Genomic DNA, 23,752 nt, shown 5'->3' with positions numbered 1-23,752 from the left:
TGCTTATTCCCCAGAGTTGTGCACAACCGGTCTGATTAGAAGTTGTGCACAGTTATCGAGGCCGATAACGTAAAAATCCATGCCAACCACTTTTCTTCGTGTATTTTTGACAGGATTTTTTGCCAAAATCAGCAAAATAACCGCCAATTTCTCTTGACGACCGGTTACCCACAGAATCTGTGGATAAATCTGAGGACAATTTCTTTAAAAGTACCTGAGAGCCGCGAAAATACTGGCTTGGCTTCAGATTGGTCGGTTTTGAACCAGAAATAAAACCCCTTAAATATCAACAAGATAGGAAAATTTCAACTTTTCAAAGACATATATTGACTTTTATCGATGAAGAAAATTACCGTTTTATTACTTTGTGAATAACGGCTGTTAGAAAATATTTGTGCTTCATTTTTAAAAAAATCTCTGTCAAGACTTGCATGCCATCATTCTTGGGCTAATTCCACCAAAGCGTTGAAATATCTTCTTAATAACTTGTGGATAACCTAGTGGATAAAATCGCGGACGCTGAAATGGATATTCATCACACCGCCTTACATTGTGTTCATCCGATTCCGGCTTTAAAAAATACCTGCTTTTCAATACCTTAGAGCGTTACAACTACTGGTTGTCAATATCATTACAACCAAACCGCAACATTTGGCCTTTTTCTCCAGTGTGAGTAATTTCTCAACGCCTCAACTTCGCCGCGTGTTTTTTATCGCTGTTTTGAGTGACTTTTCCGAAAAGATACTTGACGTCACTATTCTGTCGATTTGACCCTTCACAACTTCATCCACAGTTTCTGTGGATAATCGTGTGAATATCATCTTCAAAAGCGCTCCAGAGCCAGTCAGGGCAACGACCCGCCCCAGATTGGTTGTTTTTTAACCAGACCGATAACAATGTTACCCACAGAAACAAGTCAGCTCTTGATTCAGTAAGCGTCAAGCATTGGAAGTAAAAAATATCACTTATATAAGCCGCAGGCATAAGCAGCCATGGCCAGAAAAATGCGCAAAAGCGACTGCGGTTATAAAACGTTATTGCCATAAAAACAGCCACAAAAAAGCCCGGATGTCTTGACCCTGCTGCTGCAACGTCGAGTCATCCGGGCCATGCTTGTTTCGCAGTTTGCTGCCGGTTTGCTTTTACTGCCTGAAAAGTATCCCGTCCCTTCAGAGCACACCCAGTTCTCTTGCCAACTCCTCGGCGGGCATATAGCCAGGAAACAAACGACCATCGTCAACAATAATCGCCGGCGTTCCATTCACCCCCAGCTTTTGACCCAACTGGTACTGTGCGGCAATCGGTTCCTGACAGGCTGCTCCTGCTTTCATATTAGAAACCAGCGTGTTTTGTAATTCATTCACCCGTGTCTGCACGGCGGCATCACCGGCTCGCAGCTGGCGACTTAAAGAATTTAACTCGCGTTGGGTATTCTTCATTTCAGACATCGCGGTCTTACGGTCATCCTGACACCAGACATAGTTGATCTTCTGGAACGATTGGGTAGGTCGGCCCGTTTGCGGATCCTGAATTCCAGAACGAGGGTACGCCAGGTAACGAACGGTGATTCCCAGTTCATTAATACGCGGGATTTCCTGATGCAGCTTTTGACAGTAGCCACAATCAATATCGGTAAACACGTTAATCAGGGCTTTCTGCTCGCCTTTGGCCGGAAACAGCACGGTATCCGAATCGGCAACCGCCGCCAGGCTCTCGGCTCGACGCGGGTTCATGCGCTGCTGGGTAATATTGACAGCCTGCGGGCCATCAATGGCGATCAGTTCATCCCGATAGATAAGATGACTGGCGTCCGGTGTCATATAGATTGCCGGGCCACCTTCCAGAATCACTTCCAGTATCTGGCCATTGGCAATCAGAGTGGCTGCTTCGACACTGACATGTGGACCATAAACTTGCTGTAAGCGGGATTCTGCCAGTGTACGGTTATCGGAGCTGGCAGCTTGATTCTGCGTAGCCGCCGCATCGCTGTTGCCTGCATCCGAATCGTTACAAGCGGCCAGGCCAACCACCAGCAACGCCAATAATAATTTTTTCATCGTGTCCAACACCCTGTTGTCAGGAATAAATTCAGGCTTAGAGACCAAAGGCTCATCGTTGGTTCCAACAATACCTTATGCACTCTCTCCATGCTGTTTTTCAGCCATAAAAAAACGGGCGCAAGGCCCGTTTTTCATAACAAGAAGGTTATACCTTCTCTCTGATACGCGCAGATTTACCGCTACGCTCACGCAGGTAGTACAGTTTCGCCTGACGCACATCACCACGACGCTTGACTGCAATGCTGTCAATCTGTGGGCTGTGAGTCTGGAACGTACGCTCTACGCCAACACCGTGAGAAATTTTACGGACAGTGAAAGCAGAGTTCAGGCCGCGGTTACGCTTGCCGATCACTACACCTTCAAACGCCTGCAGACGCTCACGGGTACCTTCTTTTACCTTAACCTGTACAACCACAGTGTCACCTGGGCCGAATTCAGGAACGGATTCTTTCAGCTGGGCGTTCTCAATCTGCTGAATGATTGGATTCTTGCTGCTCATTGTTTGCTCCTCAACAGTCTGGCGATTTGGTGTCGGATTCACTCACTCGTTCGCTCAGATACTCTGTCAATAACCTATGTTGTTCGTTACTCAGTTCCAGCGCGTCCAATAAATCTGGCCGACGCTCCCAGGTTCTGCCAAGAGACTGTTTTAACCGCCAAAGGCGGATTTTCTCGTGGTTGCCACTCAGTAATACCTCGGGCACAGATTGTCCGTCGTAAACTTCCGGACGAGTGTAATGCGGACAGTCGAGCAAGCCTTCCATAAAGGAGTCCTGCTGGGCCGACAGGTCATGTCCCAATACACCCGGCACCAAACGAATCACTGCATCCATCAACGTCATGGCAGCCAGTTCACCACCGCTGAGTACAAAATCGCCGAGCGACCACTCTTCGTCGATTTCCTGCTCAATCAAACGTTCATCAATGCCTTCGTACCGCCCCGATACCAGAATCAGCTTGTCGTGTTGTGCCAGTTCCAGCACCCCCGCCTGATCCAGCTTGCGCCCTTGCGGTGACAGATAAATCACTCGCGCCGGCTTGCCTGGTTGCTGATCTGCCGCTGTTCGAGCGGCGGCGATGGCTTCTTGCAGAGGCTGAATTTTCATCAGCATACCTGGGCCACCACCATAAGGGCGATCATCAACGGTTTGGTAATTGTCATACGCGAAATCACGGGGATTCCAGCGCTCAAGCAAAATCTGTCCCTGCTTCACTGCCCGCCCACTCACACCAAAATCGGTGAGCGAGTTGAACATTTCTGGAAACAGGGAGACAACGCCAAACCACATCGTTTGTGCCTCTACCAATGTTGTCGAAACAACACCGGTCAATAATCTGCTTCCCATTCGACCTGGATGACCTTTGTTTCAAGGTCAACATCCAGAACGATGGTATCCACGTAGGGGATCAGGCGCTGTAGCTGGTCAATACTGCCTTCACAGTTCGTCAGCTTCATTACCTGGTTACCGCCACCAGAATCAAACAGTTCTTTCACCTTGCCCAGCAGCTGACCCTGAGTATTGACTACTTTCAGGTCTTCCAACTGGAACCAATAAAATTCATCGTCGTCGGGTTCAGGCAGCTGTGAGGTATATACCGCAATCTCGGTTTGAGACAGCGCCAGAGCCGCATCGCGGTCTGCTATACCTTGCAGTTTTGCCACAATTCCCTTGCTTTGGGTTTGGCCTGCTTCCACTTCAAACTTCCGCCACTCGCCATTGATATTCAGCAGCCAGATCGGGTAGTCCAGAATGTTGCTTACAGGGTCGGTAAAGGAATACACCTTGATCCAGCCCTTGATGCCAAATGCGGTGGCTACCTTGCCCAGGACGGTGATTTCCTGGTCTGTCACCAACACACCCTCAGCCAACACGTATTAAGCTTCAGCTTCAGCTGCAGGAGCAGCAGGCTGGACTTTACGTGCATCCTTGATCAGTTTGACAACACGTTCAGTAGGCTGAGCACCACGCGCCAGCCAGAAATCAACGCGTTCCAGATCCAGACGCAGGCCTTCTTCGGAGCCGCGAGCAACCGGGTTAAAGAACCCCATACGCTCGATAAAGCGACCGTCGCGAGGACAACGCGAATCTGCTACGTTGATGTGATAAAAAGGACGTTTTTTAGAGCCACCACGGGCCAGACGAATAACTACCATAAAAAAGATCTACTCCGATCGTTTTATCAAGCGGAACACCCGGAAGCGACACTCTGCAAAGCAGAATCACACAGCCGAACATCCCGGTGGCGGGTTTTGGAATCGCCCACCGTTCAACATCTTTCTCGCTTGCCAGGCAGGGTATGAAACCCGGAGGTTGCTCACACCAAACATGGAAACAGGCGAAAAAGGCCTATTAAAAGGGGCGCAGATTGTATGCTGGATTGATTGGGAAGTAAATGGCCGTTTTCTTGCCCCGGCGTAACCCTTGCTGCTACAGACAACAGCCCAGCGGCTATTCAGCCACCACCGGGGCTGGTTGCGGCTTCGACGGTTTGACCATCACTGAAGCCACAGCGGCAAGCAGCATCGACGCACCCAGTACTGCAAAAGCCTCGTTGTAAGACATCACCGCAGCTTGTTGATGAATTTCATTAGCCACTCGGGACAACACCTGGGGAGCCTGCTCCGACAAGCCCATTTGCTGCCCCATCTGGGACAGATAATCGAGCGTCGACTGGCTGTTGGCCACCAGCGTCTCTCGAATTTCTGTCGTGTGTATATCCGTTCGCTTTTGCAACAGGGTGGCCAGACTGGCGATCCCAATAGCGCCACCCAGATTACGCATCACGTTATACAGGATCGATGCCGAGGCAACGTCCTTTGGTGGTAACGCCGACGCCGACATCAAAGACAGCGGCACCATAATAAACGGCTGGCCCAGTGCTCGCAGCAACAAGGCCGGAATCAGGTAACTGCCATCGTAATCCATACTCATGTGCATATTCATAAACAGACTCAGACCCATGACTACAAACCCCATCGCCACCAAAAAACGGGCTTGCACGAATTTGAGAATTTTGGGGATCAAGGGAAAAAAGGGCAACTGTGGAAAACCTACCCACATCAAGACCAGGCCAATATCGAGCGCGGTGTAGTCGTGCAGCGACGCCAGATACAAAGGCACCAGATAGACAGAACCAAACAACCCGAAACCCAGCATCAGATACGCCACGCAGGCGAGACTGAACTCCTTGTTGGCAAACAGCCGCAGATTCACCAGCGGGAACGCTGCACGTAATTGATGCCGTACAAACAAAATCAGCGATACCGCTGACACCAGCGCCAGCCAGCGAATATATTCCGCATCAAACCAGTCGTCTCTGGCACCCTCTTCCAGTACCAATTGCAAGCAACCCAGTCCGAGTGCCATCGTCACCATGCCAAACAGATCGATACGGGCGAGCTGGGAGTCATTCACCTCGCGTTTGTCGAGGCCCATCGACAGCAGGGCAATCACCGCAGCGCCGGGCAAGACATTGAGGTAAAACAGGTAATGCCAGCTGAAGGTTTCGGTCAGCCAGCCGCCCAGTGTCGGGCCGATACTGGGGGCAAACGTCGCAGTAACACCAAACAATGTCATGCCTACCGGACGTTTATCCACCGGCAGCAAGGTCACAATCAGGTTAAAGGCCATTGGAATCAATGCACCGCCGGTAAACCCCTGCAATGCCCGAAAAACAATCATGCTTTCGAGATTCCAGGCTTCTGAACAAGCCAGCGACGCCAAAACAAAAGCGGCACTGTTCCACACCAGATAACGGCGTGGCGACAACCAGCCAGCAAAAAAACCGGTCAGCGGGATGGCAATCATCTCGGCCACCAGATACGACGTCGCAATCCACGACGACTCTTCCAGTGTTGCCCCCAGCGCCGCCTGAATATCCTTCAGTGACGAGTTGGTGATCTGGATATCGAGAATTGCCATGAAAGCGCCGATCAGCGCGCCGGCAATCGCCAGCCAGTGACGGGGAAAACGGTCTACCACAACTTATTCAACTGCAGTTTGAGCAGTAAATACCGCCGCTTCAACCGACATTCCCGGCCGCAGCATTGAGGTGTCCTGTCCAGCCTCAAACACCAGCTTCACCGGTAACCGTTGTACCACCTTGGTAAAGTTACCCGTTGCATTTTGCGGTGGCAGCAGCGCAAATTCCGATCCGGTGGCAGCAAAAAAACTATCGATATGGCCCTTGAATACCTGATCAGGCAAGGCATCCACCCGTATTTCAGCAGCTTGCCCTGCCTGCATTGCCGCAATCTGGGTTTCCTTGAAATTGGCATAGATCCAGACGGGCTCTGTGACCAGACTCATCAGTCGTGCACCGGGAGCCACACCTTGGCCCAGCTGAATTTGACGACTGGTAATCACGCCGTCTCGTGGCGCAACGATGGTGCAGTAATCCAGCATCAGTTGCGCCTGGGCTACCGCTGCATGGGCTTCATCGACACTGGCTGTCAGCTGTGGTGCCTCACCCTTGACCGATACCAGATTGGCCTTGCGTGACGCCAACTGCGCTTCGTTTTCATGCAACCGCGCTTCTGCCGAAGCCAGCGTCAGGGCCGCTGCGTCAATGTTGTCTTGCGAGACGTATTGCTGTTGTTTGAGCTTTTGTAACCGTTGTAATTGTTGCTGGGCGCGCAAGTATTCTGCTCGCGCCCCTTCCAGCGATGCAGCGGCTGAAGCAATCAGCGACTGTTCTGCCTGCACCCGATCAGCCAGATGGGCTAACCCCGCCTGTGCCGCCGCCAGTAACGCCTGTTGTTGTCGCAAGCGTGCCTGATACAGCCCAGGATCTAGCTCCAGCAAAACCTCACCCTGCCGCACACGTCGGTTGTCCTCCGCAAACAAGGCCAACACCGTCCCGTCAACACGACTCATGACAGGCACAATATCCGCTTTGACGTAGGCATTGTCGGTATCTTCGCGACCCTGGTGCCACCACCACCAATAACCCACCAAGCCGACTAACAGCACCACAAACAGAGCAATAACCAGTTTACGCATCGCACCACACCAACCAGTGAACCAGAACAGGGCGCTAAACTAGCCTGCTATTTATCAAATTGGAAACCATACTGCTTTCACATACTGTTCCAGAATTAACAACAGCAACGGCAAGCGGAAGCTTCAGCGTCTTAACGCATGGCCAAATGACCACTGCCGGTTTTACAAGTCATCCAGTATTGCCGCACGTTTTGCCGTGTACTCCGGCTCAGTCAGCAAGTGCTTTTGTCGTAGCGACTCCAGTCGCAACAAACGCTCCTCAATGCTTTTGCCTCCGCCCTGCACTGCTGCAGGCTGACGTACCCGAGACGTTTCATCACAAGCAAAATAACGGGCCTTCATCCTTGTTTTGGTCACACTGGTGTAGAGACCGTTAGCCATCCGTTTTTTATGATCGCTCTGGTCGGTAGTGCCGATAACGACCCGGTTGGCGCCGAATTGGGCGGCAGATTTTAAGTGCTCCTGCCGACAATGCGCCACGCCGTCCCGGCTTGTGGTGGAACACATCTCCTGCTTGACCATGCGGCAACTCTGCTCATCAACCCCATCGCGAATCTCAACAGACTCTGCGCTGACTCCCATACTGGCACTCATACTGACGCCGAGCAGCAATCCAACCCACACCTTTTTCATCATTTTTCTCACTGTTTCTGTTGATACGATGATCTGACTCACGGCTGGAAATGCCGCATCTGGAATCGGCATACTCAGAGCACGCGGGCCACTACAACTGCCCAGTTAAAACAAAAAATCCGCTACCAGAAAACTGATACCGGATTTTCAGAATCCACTTATTAAACCCAGCTAAAGCCCAGACGCTCTGCGATTTCGTCCAATCAACTGATCTCAGTCAACCGAGCATACTCAGTTCTCTTCACACCACACACGGGCATTACGGAACATTCGCATCCAGGCACCGTCTTCACTCCAGGGCTCGCCATCAGCGCCCACCGGAATATACGAGTTCTGAATGGCACGGAATACCCGTTCCGGGTGCGGCATCATGATGGTGATGCGGCCATCGGCTGCGGTCAGGCCGGTAATACCTTGCGGCGAACCGTTCGGATTCAGCGGGTATTGCTGGGTAACCTGGCCGTAGTTGTCAACGTAACGCAGCGCAATCTGGCCAACCAGTTCGTCGAGATCGGATTTGGCGCTGAACTCTGCCCGGCCTTCTCCGTGTGCCACCGCGATAGGCATGCGGGAACCCGCCATACCGGCGAAAAACACGGAGTCCGATTCCTGCACTTCGACCATGGCAACACGGGCTTCAAACTGTTCGCTCATATTGCGCACAAAATGTGGCCAGTGTTCAGCCCCCGGAATCAGTTCATGCAGGTTGGACAACATCTGACAGCCATTACAGACACCCAGAGCAAAGGTATCGTTGCGAGCGAAAAAAGCTTCAAACTGACCACGAGCCTGGGCGTTAAACAGGATCGACTTGGCCCAGCCTTCACCGGCACCCAGTACGTCACCGTAGGAGAAACCACCACACGCCACCAGTCCACGGAAGCTGTCCAGCGTCACTGCACCCGACAGCACGTCACTCATATGAACATCGACGGTGGCAAAACCAGCGCGGTCAAAGGCGGCGGCCATTTCAATCTGGCCGTTTACGCCTTGCTCACGCAGAATCGCCACTTTGGGTGCGCCGTCAACATCAGCGGCTGGTAAATCAGAGGTAATGTCTTCGTTGATATCAAAAGTCAGCTCAGCGTGGATACCGGGATTTTCAATCTCCAGCAGTGCATCAAATTCCTGCTGGGCACAGTCGGCGTTGTCACGTAGCGCCTGCATACGGAAGCTGGTTTCTGCCCAAATGCGGTGCCAGTTGACACGAGACTCACTGAGGAATTCTTCATCCTGGAAACTGAAGGTAATCTGATCGTCGTCGTTGGCAGAGCCAATCACAGCGGTGCAGTCACCTAATCCTGCAGCTTCAAATTGCGTCAGAACTTCTTCCAGATCGTCTCGACGCACCTGCATCACCGCACCCAGTTCTTCAGCAAACAACGCTCCTGCCAGCTCGTCTTCGGCATCCGCCAACAAGTCCATCGAAATATCCAGACCAGCGTGACCAGCAAAGGCCATTTCCACCAGCGTGGCAAACAGACCGCCATCGGAACGATCGTGGTAAGCCAGCAACTTGCCATCGGCGTTTAGCCCCTGCACCACGGCAAAGAAGGCTTTTAAATCTTCGGCATCATCCAGATCAGCCGGAACATCACCCAGCTGCTGGTATACCTGCGCCAGACAGGAGGCACCCAGACGATTCTGACCACGACCCAGATCGACCAGAATCAGATCCGATGCCACATTTTTCTGAATTTGTGGCGTCAGTACCGAACGGGCGTCCGTCACGGGCGCAAAGCCAGTGATCACCAGCGACATCGGCGAAGTAACGGCTTTGTCTTCGCTATTACCCTGTTCGTTGGTGTCTTGCCAACGGGTCTTCATTGACATGGAGTCCTTGCCTACCGGAATGGTCACTTGCAGTTCCGGGCAAAGTTCCATACCCACGGCTTTGACCGTGGCGTAGAGTTTTTCGTCTTCACCGTCGTGGCCAGCGGCGCACATCCAGTTAGCCGACAATTTAATATCTGCCAGCTGGGCAATCGGCGCAGCCGCCAGATTGGTGATCGTTTCTGCTACAGCCAGACGACCGGATGCCGGGGCATCCAGCAACGCCACTGGGGTACGTTCCCCCATGGCCATCGCTTCACCCACAAAAGAGTCATAAGACGAGGTCGTCACCGCGACGTCAGCTACCGGCACCTGCCAGGGGCCAACAAACTGATCACGGGCAACAGTACCGGTAATGGAGCGGTCACCAATAGTGATCAGGAATGACTTGCTGGCGACCGTTGGCAACTTGAGCACCCGTTCAGCCGCTTCGGCCAGATCGATCCCAGCGGATTCAAATGCTTTGACGCTTGTTGCACGGGTGACTGCATCACGGTGCATACGTGGCGGTTTACCCAACAGCACCTGCAGCGGCATATCCACCGGCTTGTTGCCAAAATGGCTGTCGGTCACGGTCAGGTGTTCTTCTTCCGTGGCGTACCCGACCACCGCATAGGGGCAGCGTTCACGCTGACAAATGGCATCAAAAGTGGCCAGATCTTCCAGCGGCACCGCCATGACGTAGCGTTCCTGGGATTCATTCGACCAGATCGCCAGCGGGCTCATGCCCGGTTCATCGTTTGGTACGTTACGCAGTTCGAAGTGACCACCTCGGCCACCGTCGCCCACCAGCTCGGGGAAAGCGTTGGAGATACCTCCGGCACCGACATCATGAATAAAGGCAATCGGGTTCTGATCGCCTTTCTGCCAGCAGCGGTCAATCACTTCCTGACAGCGACGTTCCATTTCCGGGTTCTCGCGCTGCACAGAAGCAAAATCGAGGTCGGCATTGGACTGGCCAGACGCCATCGAAGACGCAGCACCACCACCCAGACCAATCTGCATCGCCGGGCCACCCAGTACAATCAGGGCCGCGCCAACCGGAATTTCACCTTTCTGAACATGCTCGTCACGGATGTTGCCGTAACCTCCGGCGATCATAATCGGCTTGTGGTAACCACGGACTTCACCGTCGTGTTGCAGTTCGAAGGTACGGAAGTAGCCACACAGGTTCGGACGACCAAATTCGTTGTTAAACGCCGCGCCACCCAGTGGTCCATCAATCATGATGTCCAATGCCGAGACGATACGACCCGGCTTGCCGTAGTCGCTTTCCCACGGCTGTTCGAAACCGGGAATTTTCAGGTCGGAGACGGTGAAACCGGTCAGACCAGCTTTGGGTTTGGAACCACGACCGGTTGCCCCTTCGTCGCGAATCTCACCGCCGGAACCCGTGGCGGCACCGGAATGCGGTGCAATCGCAGTCGGGTGGTTGTGGGTTTCGACCTTCATCAGGATGTGCATGTCTTCCTGATGATAGCGGTACTGACGAGACTGATCAGAATCCACCGGGTTCGGGAAGAAACGACCAGCCTTGTGACCACGAATCACCGAGGCATTGTCTTTATAGGCAGAGAGGACGTTGTCGCTGTAACACTCGTAGGTATTCTTGATCATCTGGAACAGGGATTTGTCCTGTTCCAGACCATCAATGGTCCAGCTGGCGTTAAAAATCTTGTGACGGCAGTGCTCGGAATTAGCCTGAGCAAACATCATCAATTCGACGTCGGTCGGGTTACGGCCCATGATCTGGTAGTTATCGAGCAAATAATCCACTTCGTCATCGGCCAGCGCCAGACCCAGGGTTTTATCGGCCTCAACCAGCGCGTCTCGCCCGCCGACAAGAATATCCACGATCGATAACGGTGCCGGTTCAGCGTGTGAAAACAGGGCTTCGGCCTGCTCGCTGCGCTCCAGTACGGTGTCGACCATACGGTCATGCAGCACGGCGGCAATGGCATCACGATCCGCAGTGGCCGCACCTGCGACATAATAGGCAATCCCCCGCTCCAGCCGTTGCACCTTGCCCAAACCACAATTATGGGCGATGTCTGTCGCTTTCGACGACCACGGGGAAATGGTACCGAAACGCGGCGTCACCAGAAAATAGTCACCCACAGCATCCTGTCGGGCAGCCTTGGGGCCATAACGAAGAATGCGTTCCAGCACCAGACGCTCGTTGTCCGCCAGATCCTCACTGAGATCAGTAAAATGTACAAACTCGGCGTACACACCGGTCACGGCCGGAACCGCAGCCTGCAGTTTGGCCAGGATTCTGGATTGACGAAATTCTGAAAGCGCAGGTGCGCCACGCAGCTCAAGCATTGTGCCTTGACTCCAGGGGTTGGGGCCGAAAATACGGGAAAAAATGAGGCCGAATGATACTGGATAGTGGCCAACTCCGCTACCAGAGGGCTATCCCGGCACCGCCGAGAGGGCGGATTTGTGAGCAGTTTCATTCTCTGCAATACCACCCAAACCGCATCGATTAACGGCTGTCGACAACGTATTCATGGCCTGCTGAACGTTCACTTCAGATCCATCTACCGGCTTGTCGCCGCAGAAAAAGGATGAGCCATTGATTGCCTTTCTTATCACCATTCACCAGAGCTATAGGCAACAAGGTTGTTTTTTGACCACCTTATGTTATAAAATGGAACAATAATTGCTGCCACGCCCACTATTGGTGCAGGAGAGCAGAAAGTAAATTCTGGAGCTTACATGTTATTGAAATCAGTCAAACTGATGACTGGTCTGATGACCCTGCTGGTCTGCCTTACGGCTATCACAGGGAGCGTACGTCCAACGCAGCTGGAGCAAATACGGATGCACGGTGAAATTACCGTCGTCACCCGCAACAGCCCGACCACGTACTACGAAGACCGAACCGGCCAAACCGGCTATGAATTTGAACTGGCCCAGGCCTTTGCCGACTACCTCGGCGTCAAATTAAATGTTCAGGTTGCCAACAACCTGACGGATATATTCACCGCGCTGGATACTGACCAGGCTCAGTTTGCAGCAGCAGGACTTGCTATTACGCCAGAGCGTCAGCGCTGGTTTCGCTTTAGTGAGCCATATCAACAGGTCAGTGAACAGGTTATTTATCGCCGTGGTACCCAACGGCCACGTCAGTTGGATGACCTGCTTGGCGGTATGACCGTCGTTCCGGCCTCATCAAGCCATGCCCAGACATTACGCAGAGCACAAGTCACCGAACGGCCCGAACTGAGCTGGAGTGAAACCGGCGAACTGGACGTGACCGACCTGATGCATATGGTCGCTAATGGCGACATCGATTACAGCCTTGTCGACTCCAATGAATTTAATATGCTGCAAGCCTATATTCCCAACATCGGGGTGGGTTTCACCATAACCGAGCAACAGTCCCTGGCCTGGGCCTTTCAGCACAGCCGCGATGACTCCTTGCTGAATGCTTCCCGCGACTTTTTCCAGTCACGTCAGACCCGTCAGCAACTGGCGACACTGAACGAGCGTTACTATGGCCACCTGAGTGAGCTGGACTATGTCGGTGCCAAACGCTTCTTGCGCCAGACCGTACGCAAACTGGATCGTTACAAGCCCTACTTCGTCAGCTCTGCCACTGACAATCAGTTTGACTGGCGCTTGCTGGCTGCCGTCGGTTATCAGGAAAGTCACTGGAATCCGGTCGCCACCAGTTATACCGGTGTCCGTGGTCTGATGATGCTGACCACCGCCACCGCCAGTGACTTGGGCGTCAGTGATCGCCTCGACGCCGAACAGAGCATTCTGGGCGGCGGGCGTTATCTGAATACATTACGAGACCGTCTGGGCACCCAGGTCGCAGAACCGGATCGCACCTGGATGACTTTAGCGGCCTATAACGTCGGTTATGGCCATTTGCAAGATGCCCGTCGTCTCGCTTATGAAATGGGTGGCAACCCGAACCTCTGGCGTGATGTCAAAGAAGCCTTGCCATTGCTGAGCCAGAAGCGTTACCACAAGAATACCCGCCACGGTTATGCGCGTGGACGTGAAGCCGTTGACTATGTCCAGAACATACGCCGCTACTACGACGTACTGGTATGGAACGATGAGCAACCGTTACATATTGCGTCGAGTGAAAATGAGAGCCTGCACCTGTCCTCATCGCTTACGGTCATTCCTCCGCTGCTCTGAGCTATGCTATTCGCCGACACTCTCCACTCCACTCTCACTGCCAGCGGCTGTTGCTCTCCCGGCAGTGAGATAGCGACTCCAAGCGTCAGCTGCCGTTATAACCCGTAGCCGGGCGGTTCTGGCCTTCTCCGTTTTGATCGACAGAAGTTCGATCGCAGCAGCACTAATCAGGTGGGCAGGGTTGACCTCAGGATTCCTGCAAATAATTCCTGAACAGCGTACAAAAAATAACCGCAGACAAGCTGCGGTTATTTTGCCAACACAAGCAGCCGTTGTTATACAAGCCCCCTGCTTTATCCGTTGATATGTACGATGTATGGATGCTTATGACGACTTTTTGTGGCCGCTCCATACACCGCTAACGTCTTCACCGGCAGCCTGCGCGTCGGCATGATAGGAAGAACGTACCATTGGGCCACTGGTAACCCGACTGAATCCCATGCCTTTGGCAATATCGCCCAGCTCATCAAACTCTTCCGGCGTCACAAAACGCTCGACCGGCAGGTGCTCACGGCTTGGCTGCAAATACTGCCCCATGGTGATGTGATCGATGTTGTGAGCGCGCATGTCTTTCATCACTGCAATCACTTCCTCGTTGGTTTCACCCAACCCCAGCATCAGGCCAGATTTGGTCGGCACATCCGGGCGACGCTGTTTGTATTTTTTCAGCAAGTCCAGCGACCATTGATAGTCGGAACCCGGACGGCTCTTTTTATACAAACGCGGCACCGTTTCCAGATTGTGGTTAAACACATCGGGAGGCGTCTGCTCCAGTACATCCAGAGCAACGTCCATTCGTCCACGGAAGTCCGGCACCAGCACTTCAATCTTGATACTCGGGCTGTGCTCACGAGTTAGGGAAATACAGTCGGCGAAGTGCTGGGCACCACCGTCACGCAGGTCGTCGCGGTCAACCGAGGTGATCACCACGTACTTCAATCCCATATCAGCAATCGCCAGCGCCAGGTTTTTTGGCTCATCCACATCCAGCGGATTGGGACGCCCATGGCCAACATCGCAGAACGGACAGCGACGAGTACAAATGTCACCCATAATCATAAAGGTCGCGGTACCACCACCAAAGCACTCACCCAGGTTAGGGCAACTGGCTTCTTCACACACAGTATGAAGCTTGTGCTTGCGCAGCTTGGCCTTGATGTCACTGATCGCCGGGGTAGCCGGAATGCGCACACGAATCCAGTCAGGCTTGCGTGGCATTTCTTCGGTAGGAATCACCTTGATCGGGATACGGGCCACCTTGTCAGCGCCACGCAACTTCAGCCCTTGTACGGCTTTTACTCTTTCAGTCATCTGTTTACCCCAGCCTGCCCGGTCGGCGGGATCACCGCAACCGGGATGTATAGTTTGGATCCAGCACGGCAGATTATGCCGGGCGTTTGATCGTTGCAAAACCCAGGTGGCTGACCAACTGCTGTTCCAGCTGCTCAGCAACCTGATCAATGTTCAAAGTGGCGTCCGGTACTTCCCGAACTACCTGTGTCATTTCAAGCCCGGCATAACCACAGGGATTAATACGCAGAAAGGGCGTCATATCCATATCCACATTCAGCGCCAGACCATGAAAAGTACGACCGTTGCGGATACGCAGCCCCAGCGAGGCAATCTTGCGGCCGTCAACGTAAACCCCCGGTGCATCGGCTTTTGCTGCCGAGCGGATCCCCCAGTGCGCCAGTGTCGCCACGATCGATTCTTCCATCGCTGTTACCAGTAAACGGGGGCCAATGCCAAGACGTTTGATATCCAGTAGCAGATAGGCCACCAGCTGGCCAGGACCATGATAGGTCACCTGGCCACCGCGATCCGTCTGCAGCACGGGAATATCACCCGGCACCAGCAAATGCTCTGCCTTGCCAGCCTGGCCCTGAGTAAATACACGAGGATGTTGCAACAGCCAGATTTCATCCGGAGTGTCTGGCTGGCGCTGCGCCGTAAACGACACCATTTGCTGGTAGCAGGGCTGATAATCAACCAGCCCCAACCGACGAACCACCACATCGGGCATCAAATCACCATGTGTACCAGTTCGTGGGCGCTCAACTCCTTGTGTAATGCTTCAAGCTGTTCAATACCCGTCGCCGTAATATAGATGGTGAGCGATTGGAAATTACCTTTACTGCTATCACGCACCAGAATCTTTTCGATATCAAATCCGGGCGCATGAATCTGAAAAATATCCAGCACCACTTGGCGGTAGTTATCCTTGCCCTTGCCGACTACCTTGATCGGGTAATCAGGACAGGGAAATTCAATTTTCGGCGCTTCCTGAGTCGTCGCAGGTTGTCCGTCAGCTTTAATCAAGGCCATTTCTGTTACCCCAGCAAACGTATAAAAAACATCTGGATCTCGCCCAGCAAGCGGCCAAAAAAGCCTGCTTCCTCAACGGCGCTGATCGCAATCAGGGGCCGTTCGACAATTTTTTCACCGTCTTTGCGCACGACCAGAGTACCGACCACTGCACCAGCAGCAATCGGCGCCTTGATATATTCATCAGTGATCAACTCGACATCGAGATCCCCTTCGGTGCCGCGAGGCACAGTCAGGTACAGATCGTTTTGTACACCGAGTTCAACCTGATCCTGCTGACCCAGCCAGACCTTGCGCTGCTCCAGCACATCATTAGCGCTGTAGAGTTTGTGGGTCTGGAAATAACGAAAACCATACGCCAGCAGCTTCTGGGTTTCCTGGGCGCGGGCATCATCACTGCGAGTCCCCATCACCACGGCAATCAGACGCATGTCGTCACGTACCGCAGAAGCGGCCAGACAGAAACCGGCAGCCTCGGTATGACCGGTTTTCAAACCATCGACGGAGGAATCACGCCACAGCAGCTTGTTGCGGTTGGGCTGGCGAATATCGTTGTATTCAAAATATTTTTCGGAATACAGACCGTAATAATCAGGATGATCCTTGATGATATGCAACGCCAGCGTAGCTATATCCCGTGCGCTTGAGTGGTGTCCTTCCGCTGGCCAGCCTGTCGCATTCATAAAATGACTGTTGTCCATGCCCAACTTGATGGCGTACTGGTTCATCCAGTCAGCAAAGGCATCTTCAGAACCGGCAAAGTATTCTGCCACCGCCACTGAAGCATCATTACCGGATTGCACAATAATGCCGCGTAGCAGGTCGATCAACGGCACCTCGGTACCCTCCCGCACAAACATTTTCGAGCCACCCTTCTTCCAGGCGTTAACACTGATAGGCACCATGGTGTCGTCGCTGGCATTACCGGTCACCAGTTCGTGCACTGCAATATAACTGGTCAACATTTTGGTCAGGCTGGCAGGTGGCAGGGTCTCGTCGGCATTCTGCTCGACCAGTACATTGCCACTCTCGGCATCCACCAGAATAAAGGCCCGCGCATCCAGATCAGGAGCTTTGGGAACAATGACAGCCGCCGATGTACAGGCCGCACTTACGTATAAAAACAGACTTAATAGATAGCGCATGACTCTTGACTAAAAGTAGGAGAGTTGAGCCGGGCATTGTAACACGGCTAGCAGAATTTGCAGTCCGCACTCGAACGACATATTGCCGTCACACAGAGCTGCGATATACAGGGAATGGCTGAGCCAGTCAGACCCCTGTTGACCATACGTAAACAGCAAAGACTATAGGCGCAGCAAGCGCCTCGAATTACACTGGCTGACATAACCAACCTTCACCAGAACCCTTATTCGACAGGAAGTTCCCATGCAACGCCTTGTCTGTTCCGGCCTGCTGGCCATTGCAACAATCACCACAGCGACCCTGGTCACCCCCTCAAACGTGCTGGCAGCAGCGCCGTCGGCGTATCAGCCGGATTATCAACAGGGTGAAGCCTGGCTCGATTATCGGCTGGCCAGCACCACACCGGGAACCCATGCGCGCAACCTGATTCTGTTTCTCGGCGACGGCATGAGCATCACCACCCTGACCGCTGCACGTATTTTGCAGGGCCAGCAACAAGGATTCACCGGAGAAGAAAACTTCCTCTCCTTTGAGCGCTTTCCTTACTCGGGCCTGGTCAAAACCTATAATACCAACCAGCAGACCCCCGACTCCGCAGGCACCATGAGTGCCATTATGACCGGTGTCAAAACTCGTGCCGGAGTCCTCAGTGTCGGCCCGGAACAGGATCGCGCCATCTGCCAGGGCAGCAATACACACTCATTGACCACCCTGTTGGAATACGCCAGCCAGCAAGGGTTTGCCACCGGTGTCGTGACGACCGCACGGATCACCCATGCCACTCCGGCAGCGACCTATGCCCACACACCGGAACGGGACTGGGAAGCCGACAGCGACCTCTCTGACGAAGCCCGCCAACAAGGCTGTAAGGACATTGCAGACCAGTTGATTAACAACGGCTTTGCCAATGGCCTGGATCTGGCGCTGGGAGGTGGTCGCCAGAATTTTTTACCAGCCAGCCAGGGCGGCAAGCGCCTCGACACTGATCTGACCCGTCAATTCAAACACCAGTACCCGAACGGACAACTTCTATTGAGCCGAAATGACCTTGTGAGCATGCATGCCCGCACACCGATTCTCGGACTGTTCGCCAGCAGCCATATGGCCTACGCCTACGACCGCACCCCTGCCGAACCGTCGCTCACCGAAATGACCTTTGCTGCCTTGCAGGTACTGCAGCAGCAAACGCAGAACACCGACAAGGGCTATGTGCTGATTATTGAAGGTGCCCGGATCGACCATGCCCACCATGCAGGCAATGCTTACCGCGCCTTGACGGACACCATTGCCATGGCCGACGCAGTGGCGTTTGCCGACCGCATGACCAACGACCACGACACCCTGATCATGGTCACCGCTGACCATAGCCATACGCTGTCGTTTTCCGGTTACCCGCAACGAGGTAACGATATTCTCGGTCTGGTGCGCCAACCCGACAAGCTCAGTCGGGCGGCTGACAACGCGCCCTATACAACGCTGGGTTACGCCAATGGCCTGGGAGCCAACGATATTGACCCGGTGACTGCAAATGATTCCGGCCAAACTCACGGTCGTATCAATGGCCGTATCCACTGGCACGACGATGAAAACACGGCAGATCCTGACTTTCACCAGGCATCACTGGGTCATAAAGAAAGTGAAACCCACGGTAGTGATGATGTTGCCGTGCACGCCAAAGGCCCAGGCTCACAGTGGTTCCGCGGATTACTGGAACAAAACAGCCTGTTTCACCTCGCCAGTCGCGCCCTGCATCTGACAACTCAGGCGCCAACTGCAACGGAGGGCAATTAACATGATCGGTTTTAACAAGCGCTATCAGGCAGCACGACGCACCGGTACTCTAACCGCCACAACCCTGACCGTTCTTACCCTGGCCAGCTGTGCAACTCACGACAGCCCATTAGCCACTGCTCAGTCTCCTCGACCTATCGGCCCCGTCACCAGTAACGAATGGTATGCCACCGGGCAGCAACAAGCCGACCAGCGCCAACAACAAACCGACAATCACCACCGCGCCAAAAATCTGGTACTGGTGATTGGTGACGGCATGGGCATCACCACCTTAACGGCTGGCCGTATATTCAGTGGCCAACAACTGGGGCTCAGTGGCGAAGACTTTGCCATGAGCTTTGAAACCCTGCCCTATTCGGCACTGGTCAAAACCTATAATACCGATCAGCAAACGCCTGATTCCGCAGGCACCATGACCGCTCTGGTGACCGGCACCAAAACACGCGCCGGGGTGCTGTCCGTCAGTCCGGCCGTGATACGCAGCGACTGCGCCAGCGGCAAGGGTCAAGCACTGGATACTCTGATGGATCTGGCTCTGGCACAAGGCAAGGGCACCGGCGTCGTCACCACCACCCGCCTGACCCACGCTACACCGGCAGCCACCTATGCGCACAGCGTTGAACGTAATTGGGAAAACGACAGCCAGCTGACGCCCGCAGCACGAGCCGCAGGCTGTGAAGACATCGCCACCCAACTGGTACACAGCGACCTCGACATCGCTCTGGGTGGCGGCCTTGCCCAGTTTTTACCTGCGACCGAAGGCGGTGCCCGACAGTCTGGCGACCTCACCGACACCTGGCAACAACGCCCGGATCATCACCTGCTCACAACACCGGCAGCGTTACACACGGCTGACTTGAGTCACGGCCAATGGCTTGGTTTGTTTGCTCCGTCTCATCTGCCGTATGTCGACGATCGCGATGAACAGACGCCAGGCTTACTGGACATGACCCAAGCAGCAGTACAGCGCCTGTCTCACAACCCGAAGGGATACGTACTGGTGATTGAAGCAGGTCGAATCGATCACGCCCACCACGCTGGCAATGGCTACCGTGCGCTGAAGGAAACCGAAGAACTGCATCAGACGGTGGCATGGCTGCTGCAATCTCTCGATCTCGACAATACCCTGCTGCTGGTCACCGCTGATCACAGCCATACCCTGACCCTGGCAGGCTACCCGACCCGAGGCAATCCGATGACCGCACTGGTCACCGGCAACGATGCTCACGGTCATCCATCTACCGAGCCAGACCGACTGGCCGATGGGCAACATTACACCTCAATGAATTATCGTAATGGCCCCGGAGCCGTGACCCTGCCACGCCCGGCCATCACCGCTGCCGAAGTCCAAGCACCAGACTATCGCCAGCAAGCACTGGTACCGCTGGAAGCGGAAACCCACGGCGGAGAAGACGTCGCCGTTTATGGGGCAGGCCCCTGGTCAGACCTGCTTGGCGGCACACTGGAACAGCACTGGTTGTTTCATCTGATGCGTCACGCGCTCACGGTCGAAACAGCACCCGAGCAAGCCACCGTCGCCCACTGAGCTGATACCAGGCTGGTGCCGCTACAGCGGGTAAAGCGGCACCAGCCTGCCAACAAGATCAATCATCTAACGAGTGATCGACCTCAGGGTCAGGCAACAACGACTCGGCACGGGCAGGATGCAGGGAAATCATTGGCGCACCATCATGCTGGCGATAACTGTGGCGTAAACGGAATCCTTCATTGATACGACGAACACAGAGCGTTATCCGTACCGTCAACCAACGATAGTCGACCCGATCCTCTGCGTGCACAATGACCGATGCCTGATTATCCACAATCGCCTGACACAGAGGTGCCATCGCCTCCCGAATAGAGCGGTCACGCAACTCAACCAGTTCGGCATCAAGTGAAAATTCCGCCAGCGGTGGTGAGTTGTCTTCGTAAGGACTACGAAATTCATTATGCACAGTAGCATCCAGCAACCGATAATCCAGCAACATCGCAACCGGGGTTTCCAGAGTGCTTGCCGTAGCCAACGGCAATGCCGCTGACTCTGCTGTCAGTGCCGCCACCTGCTCTGCCAGTAACCGGGCCTGATCAAAGCGTTGTTGCAAGGCGTCCAACCCCTGAGTAAGCGGCACCAGTTCCCAGAGCTGCTCCAGACCGGATGCCGCCGCCGCCAGCTCGCCCGTTTCCAGCCAATAGGCCACCTGCTGCTGATAAGCAGTGGCCCATTGATACGCCAGCGGCACCACTGCCATATCCGTTGGCCAGCGCCGACGAAATTCGTCGATACGTACCATGGCATTCAGGCCCGGAGGCTGGGATAATCGCCCGACAGCGAGATCCTGACGAATAAGACCCAACGCAGCGCTGGCTGAAAGATCCATAGTTACCGGAGTAGTTACCGGAGTAGTTACCGGAGTAGTTACCGGAGTAGTTACCGGAGTAGTTACCGGAGTAGTTACCGGAGTAGTTACCGGAGTAGTTACCGGAGTAGTTACCGGAGTAGTTACCGGAGTAGTTACCGGAGTAGTTACCGGAGTAGTTACCGGAGTAGTTACCGGAGTAGTTACCGGAGTAGTTACCGGAGTAGTTACCGGAGTAGTTACCTGAATAGTTACAGGAATAACCACCGCAGCAGAACCGACAGCTTGTGTTGCTGTTACTGTTGCTGTTGGTATTGCTGTCTGTGATGCTGTCGGCTCGGCCAGCACCAACAGGCTGACGCCCGTTAGCAAAAACAACACCACGATCAACACACCGCTGACAGACAATCCGCTTGGCAAACCCTGACATTGAACACTCATTCGAGGAAATACGTCCTTATGCTTAACCCAACCGGATTACTACGCTTTGGCACTCTGATTTGCGTGCTTCCTGCTGTCGCACTGCTGATAGTCTATGGACTCGACTTGTCGCGAATTACCGATTGCCAGCAACAGGGGCTGAGTTACTCTCCCGCTCTCGGCAGCTGTATCGCCGCCGCCGAACCCGTCATGACCTATTACGCTCGCCACAGCCTGTTGATCAACATCAGCCTGCTGATTGCAACCGCAGGAGCGCTGGCCATGACGCTTGGCATGGCATTAAAAGGCCCGAGTCAGGGCCGACAACCGCACTGACTCAAATGGTCTGCTGGTATCAACCACCACGTCAGGCACAGCATTTTTTGAATTTTTCACCGGAGCCGCAAGGGCAGAGGTCGTTCCGACCCGGCTGTAACTGCTGCCAGTCGGCCTCACCATCGTGGTAGCGCCAATGGCCATCCTGTTTGACGAAATGTGAACATTCATGCAATGTTTGCCAGCGTCCATGGGCCCGGAAAGTTGCCCGGAAACAGACAGTGCCAGACTCATCCTGCTCTTCACTGCTTTCTATCTTCAGCCCATACCAGCGCGTTGAGGCATCACAGACCGGGCCAACCGGCCGGGTTTCCGGGTGCCAACTCTCCAGCAGGTAAGCTTCCAGGCCCAACACATAGGCACAATAACGTGATCTCATCAGGGCTTCAGCACTGGCAGCTGGTTGACCAAGATGCAATGGCTGACAGCAGTGACCGTAGTCAAGAACCCCGGAATCGAATGAACTATGTGAACCATGACCCTGCGAACTGCCACACGGGCAAGGGGAATCCGGTGTCATTGCGTTTGTCCTCTTACGATCCCTAACAACCGGGTAATGGCCTGATCCAGTTGTGGACTGTGCTGGCCGGATGAAAATGCAGCCAGCATCCGCTGCCGCATCCCCGGCAGGGTCATCATATCCGCAACCAGCGCTGCAAAGGCATTTTGCCCCTGCTCATTCACCGCCAGTGTTCTCAGAAACGCCAACAGTAACTCACCCTCAAGATCTGCCCAGCAACGGCTGGATACCGCCGCCAGTACTTCCACCGAGCGGGATTTGGGATGTGCCAGTAGCGCCTGCACCAACAAGCGGCGTTGCTCGATATTTTCACTGTGCGACAGTGCCCGGGCAAACGCCGCCAGGTCGTTGGCGTCCGGTTCCCCCGCGATCACACTGGCAAGCCGGTCATTCACCGCACTGGTCAACGCCTGACCCGGCGAAATATTTTCCATAAAGCCCAGAACCACATTGAGTGGCACCCTCGGCAAGTAGGGCAGTGCACGGGTCAACAACGCCTGATTGTTGTCCTGTTGATATCCTGCAACCACTTCAGCCAGCCCCTGCAACCCAAGCTGTTGCCAGTTTTCCCAACCGATATCCCCCGATAGATAACCGCGGGTTGTGCCATAAAAACGACTGACCGGTGCACCCAGCTCACGCGCCGCCAGAGCATGAAAATACGCCATGCGATGACCGTCCGGCTTGAAACTGAAAGGTGCTTCACCCTTGTCGGTGGTGCTATCGCCTGACGCCTGGCGCTGCGCAACATAACGGACAAACCCATCGCGCGCCGGAGCATCCAGCAGATTTTGTTCATCCAGCGGCAACTTCAAAAACCAGATTGCATGCTGGCCCGCCTGCTCCGGATGCCAGCTCAGCAAAGCCAGCCAGGCATGTTTGAGGTAAGGAACGGGATAACTGCGACGCTGCTGTTCGATCTCTTCAAACAGCGCAGTGTCCAGCGGTTGAATGCGGCGGCCCATATCAAATATACGCAGGTTGGCGCCACGCTGGCGTACCAGATCAGTGATGGTCACTCGTTGCCCTCTAAACAAAATGCAAAACGGTCGCCAGTGTAGCAGATTCTGCAGCCTGTCCGGTTGCCGGTAAGACACCGCAGCGCCACACGGTGCGACCCGCCAGTACCCAAACGAGATCCCCCCTGCCGACGTCACCGACAAGCAG

General features: G+C 54.1%; 20 protein-coding genes. 4 read left to right on the top strand and 16 right to left on the bottom strand.

Features of this window, described 5'->3' with window-relative positions:
* Positions 1 to 1,169: 1,169 nt before the first annotated feature.
* The 9 genes from SOJ49_RS05055 to purL all read right to left on the bottom strand — a co-directional run bounded on the left by SOJ49_RS05055 (position 1,170) and on the right by purL (position 11,854).
* On the bottom strand, positions 1,170 to 2,057 hold the full coding sequence (locus SOJ49_RS05055; RefSeq protein WP_369857147.1) for a DsbC family protein: 888 nt from the start codon (positions 2,055 to 2,057) through the stop codon (positions 1,170 to 1,172).
* A 148-nt stretch (positions 2,058 to 2,205) separates the two neighbouring features.
* A complete protein-coding gene (gene rplS / locus SOJ49_RS05050) occupies positions 2,206 to 2,559 on the bottom strand; it encodes a 50S ribosomal protein L19 (protein WP_369857146.1) in 354 nt (117 codons plus the stop codon).
* Between the two features lie 10 nt (positions 2,560 to 2,569).
* A complete protein-coding gene (gene trmD / locus SOJ49_RS05045) occupies positions 2,570 to 3,349 on the bottom strand; it encodes a tRNA (guanosine(37)-N1)-methyltransferase TrmD (protein ID WP_369857145.1) in 780 nt (259 codons plus the stop codon).
* Positions 3,350 to 3,387: 38 nt separating this feature from the next.
* A complete protein-coding gene (gene rimM / locus SOJ49_RS05040) occupies positions 3,388 to 3,912 on the bottom strand; it encodes a ribosome maturation factor RimM (protein WP_369857144.1) in 525 nt (174 codons plus the stop codon).
* A gap of 24 nt (positions 3,913 to 3,936) precedes the next feature.
* Positions 3,937 to 4,215, bottom strand: coding sequence for a 30S ribosomal protein S16 (gene rpsP, locus SOJ49_RS05035; RefSeq protein ID WP_369857143.1), 279 nt, complete (start codon positions 4,213 to 4,215; stop codon positions 3,937 to 3,939).
* A 295-nt stretch (positions 4,216 to 4,510) separates the two neighbouring features.
* Complete coding sequence (locus tag SOJ49_RS05030; protein ID WP_369857142.1) at positions 4,511 to 6,043, bottom strand: DHA2 family efflux MFS transporter permease subunit; 1,533 nt, start codon at positions 6,041 to 6,043, stop codon at positions 4,511 to 4,513.
* Positions 6,044 to 6,046: 3 nt separating this feature from the next.
* Positions 6,047 to 7,063 carry an efflux RND transporter periplasmic adaptor subunit gene (locus SOJ49_RS05025; protein ID WP_369857141.1) on the bottom strand — a complete coding sequence of 339 codons (1,017 nt, stop codon included), beginning with the start codon at positions 7,061 to 7,063 and terminating at the stop codon, positions 6,047 to 6,049.
* A gap of 162 nt (positions 7,064 to 7,225) precedes the next feature.
* Entirely contained in the window at positions 7,226 to 7,699 is a 474-nt protein-coding gene (locus SOJ49_RS05020) for a hypothetical protein (RefSeq protein ID WP_369857140.1), read from the bottom strand.
* A 228-nt stretch (positions 7,700 to 7,927) separates the two neighbouring features.
* Complete coding sequence (gene purL, locus SOJ49_RS05015) at positions 7,928 to 11,854, bottom strand: phosphoribosylformylglycinamidine synthase (protein WP_369857139.1); 3,927 nt, start codon at positions 11,852 to 11,854, stop codon at positions 7,928 to 7,930.
* 396 nt (positions 11,855 to 12,250) lie between these two features.
* Here purL and mltF point away from each other — a divergent pair, with 396 nt between their 5' ends.
* On the top strand, positions 12,251 to 13,690 hold the full coding sequence (gene mltF, locus SOJ49_RS05010) for a membrane-bound lytic murein transglycosylase MltF (RefSeq protein ID WP_369857138.1): 1,440 nt from the start codon (positions 12,251 to 12,253) through the stop codon (positions 13,688 to 13,690).
* A gap of 324 nt (positions 13,691 to 14,014) precedes the next feature.
* Here mltF and lipA read toward each other — a convergent pair whose 3' ends face one another.
* The 4 genes from lipA to SOJ49_RS04990 all read right to left on the bottom strand — a co-directional run bounded on the left by lipA (position 14,015) and on the right by SOJ49_RS04990 (position 17,160).
* Positions 14,015 to 15,001 (bottom strand): lipoyl synthase, encoded by a 987-nt coding sequence (gene lipA, locus SOJ49_RS05005; RefSeq protein WP_369857137.1) that lies wholly within the window; start codon positions 14,999 to 15,001, stop codon positions 14,015 to 14,017.
* A gap of 73 nt (positions 15,002 to 15,074) precedes the next feature.
* Entirely contained in the window at positions 15,075 to 15,713 is a 639-nt protein-coding gene (gene lipB, locus SOJ49_RS05000) for a lipoyl(octanoyl) transferase LipB (RefSeq protein WP_369857136.1), read from the bottom strand.
* Positions 15,713 to 16,015: a YbeD family protein gene (locus SOJ49_RS04995; RefSeq protein ID WP_369857135.1), complete on the bottom strand. Its 303-nt coding sequence runs from the start codon at positions 16,013 to 16,015 to the stop codon at positions 15,713 to 15,715. The genes lipB and SOJ49_RS04995 overlap by 1 nt, the downstream gene beginning before the upstream one ends.
* Before the next feature lie 5 nt (positions 16,016 to 16,020).
* Positions 16,021 to 17,160, bottom strand: a complete 1,140-nt coding sequence (locus SOJ49_RS04990; RefSeq protein WP_369857134.1) for a D-alanyl-D-alanine carboxypeptidase family protein — start codon at positions 17,158 to 17,160, stop codon at positions 16,021 to 16,023.
* 244 nt (positions 17,161 to 17,404) lie between these two features.
* Here SOJ49_RS04990 and SOJ49_RS04985 point away from each other — a divergent pair, with 244 nt between their 5' ends.
* Positions 17,405 to 18,952: an alkaline phosphatase gene (locus SOJ49_RS04985; protein ID WP_369857133.1), complete on the top strand. Its 1,548-nt coding sequence runs from the start codon at positions 17,405 to 17,407 to the stop codon at positions 18,950 to 18,952.
* A gap of 1 nt (position 18,953) precedes the next feature.
* Positions 18,954 to 20,498 carry an alkaline phosphatase gene (locus SOJ49_RS04980; protein ID WP_369857132.1) on the top strand — a complete coding sequence of 515 codons (1,545 nt, stop codon included), beginning with the start codon at positions 18,954 to 18,956 and terminating at the stop codon, positions 20,496 to 20,498.
* Positions 20,499 to 20,556: 58 nt separating this feature from the next.
* On the opposite strand, the gene SOJ49_RS04975 is transcribed toward SOJ49_RS04980, so the two are convergent.
* Entirely contained in the window at positions 20,557 to 21,750 is a 1,194-nt protein-coding gene (locus tag SOJ49_RS04975) for a hypothetical protein (protein ID WP_369857131.1), read from the bottom strand.
* Positions 21,751 to 21,768: 18 nt separating this feature from the next.
* Here SOJ49_RS04975 and SOJ49_RS04970 point away from each other — a divergent pair, with 18 nt between their 5' ends.
* Positions 21,769 to 22,065 carry a hypothetical protein gene (locus SOJ49_RS04970; RefSeq protein WP_369857130.1) on the top strand — a complete coding sequence of 99 codons (297 nt, stop codon included), beginning with the start codon at positions 21,769 to 21,771 and terminating at the stop codon, positions 22,063 to 22,065.
* Positions 22,066 to 22,096: 31 nt separating this feature from the next.
* Here the strand turns inward: SOJ49_RS04970 and SOJ49_RS04965 are convergent, their stop codons facing one another.
* Together SOJ49_RS04965 and SOJ49_RS04960 are read right to left on the bottom strand one after the other, a co-directional pair.
* The gene (locus tag SOJ49_RS04965) at positions 22,097 to 22,444 is read right to left on the bottom strand and encodes a YchJ family protein (protein WP_369857129.1); all 348 of its coding nucleotides are present in this window, start codon (positions 22,442 to 22,444) and stop codon (positions 22,097 to 22,099) included.
* A 137-nt stretch (positions 22,445 to 22,581) separates the two neighbouring features.
* On the bottom strand, positions 22,582 to 23,604 hold the full coding sequence (locus SOJ49_RS04960) for a DUF3549 family protein (protein ID WP_369857128.1): 1,023 nt from the start codon (positions 23,602 to 23,604) through the stop codon (positions 22,582 to 22,584).
* Positions 23,605 to 23,752: the final 148 nt, after the last annotated feature.

The organism is Candidatus Thalassolituus haligoni (assembly GCF_041222825.1).
GTDB classification, from domain to species: domain Bacteria; phylum Pseudomonadota; class Gammaproteobacteria; order Pseudomonadales; family Oceanobacteraceae; genus Oceanobacter; species Oceanobacter antarcticus.
This window is presented reverse-complemented; position numbering and strand designations above follow the sequence as displayed.

What these genes read in the sequence shown, in the direction of transcription:
- purL (WP_369857139.1), bottom strand. Translation starts at nt 11,854, where the DNA reads ATGCTTGAGCTGCGTGGCGCACCTGCGCTTTCAGAATTTCGTCAATCC.
- SOJ49_RS04995 (WP_369857135.1), bottom strand. Translation starts at nt 16,015, where the DNA reads ATGGCCTTGATTAAAGCTGACGGACAACCTGCGACGACTCAGGAAGCG.
- SOJ49_RS04990 (WP_369857134.1), bottom strand. Translation starts at nt 17,160, where the DNA reads ATGCGCTATCTATTAAGTCTGTTTTTATACGTAAGTGCGGCCTGTACA.
- mltF (WP_369857138.1), top strand. Translation starts at nt 12,251, where the DNA reads ATGTTATTGAAATCAGTCAAACTGATGACTGGTCTGATGACCCTGCTG.
- SOJ49_RS04975 (WP_369857131.1), bottom strand. Translation starts at nt 21,750, where the DNA reads ATGAGTGTTCAATGTCAGGGTTTGCCAAGCGGATTGTCTGTCAGCGGT.
- trmD (WP_369857145.1), bottom strand. Translation starts at nt 3,349, where the DNA reads ATGTGGTTTGGCGTTGTCTCCCTGTTTCCAGAAATGTTCAACTCGCTC.
- SOJ49_RS04985 (WP_369857133.1), top strand. Translation starts at nt 17,405, where the DNA reads ATGCAACGCCTTGTCTGTTCCGGCCTGCTGGCCATTGCAACAATCACC.
- rpsP (WP_369857143.1), bottom strand. Translation starts at nt 4,215, where the DNA reads ATGGTAGTTATTCGTCTGGCCCGTGGTGGCTCTAAAAAACGTCCTTTT.
- SOJ49_RS04980 (WP_369857132.1), top strand. Translation starts at nt 18,954, where the DNA reads ATGATCGGTTTTAACAAGCGCTATCAGGCAGCACGACGCACCGGTACT.
- SOJ49_RS04970 (WP_369857130.1), top strand. Translation starts at nt 21,769, where the DNA reads ATGCTTAACCCAACCGGATTACTACGCTTTGGCACTCTGATTTGCGTG.
- SOJ49_RS05020 (WP_369857140.1), bottom strand. Translation starts at nt 7,699, where the DNA reads ATGATGAAAAAGGTGTGGGTTGGATTGCTGCTCGGCGTCAGTATGAGT.
- lipA (WP_369857137.1), bottom strand. Translation starts at nt 15,001, where the DNA reads ATGACTGAAAGAGTAAAAGCCGTACAAGGGCTGAAGTTGCGTGGCGCT.
- SOJ49_RS04965 (WP_369857129.1), bottom strand. Translation starts at nt 22,444, where the DNA reads ATGAGATCACGTTATTGTGCCTATGTGTTGGGCCTGGAAGCTTACCTG.
- rplS (WP_369857146.1), bottom strand. Translation starts at nt 2,559, where the DNA reads ATGAGCAGCAAGAATCCAATCATTCAGCAGATTGAGAACGCCCAGCTG.
- SOJ49_RS05055 (WP_369857147.1), bottom strand. Translation starts at nt 2,057, where the DNA reads ATGAAAAAATTATTATTGGCGTTGCTGGTGGTTGGCCTGGCCGCTTGT.
- lipB (WP_369857136.1), bottom strand. Translation starts at nt 15,713, where the DNA reads ATGCCCGATGTGGTGGTTCGTCGGTTGGGGCTGGTTGATTATCAGCCC.
- SOJ49_RS05025 (WP_369857141.1), bottom strand. Translation starts at nt 7,063, where the DNA reads ATGCGTAAACTGGTTATTGCTCTGTTTGTGGTGCTGTTAGTCGGCTTG.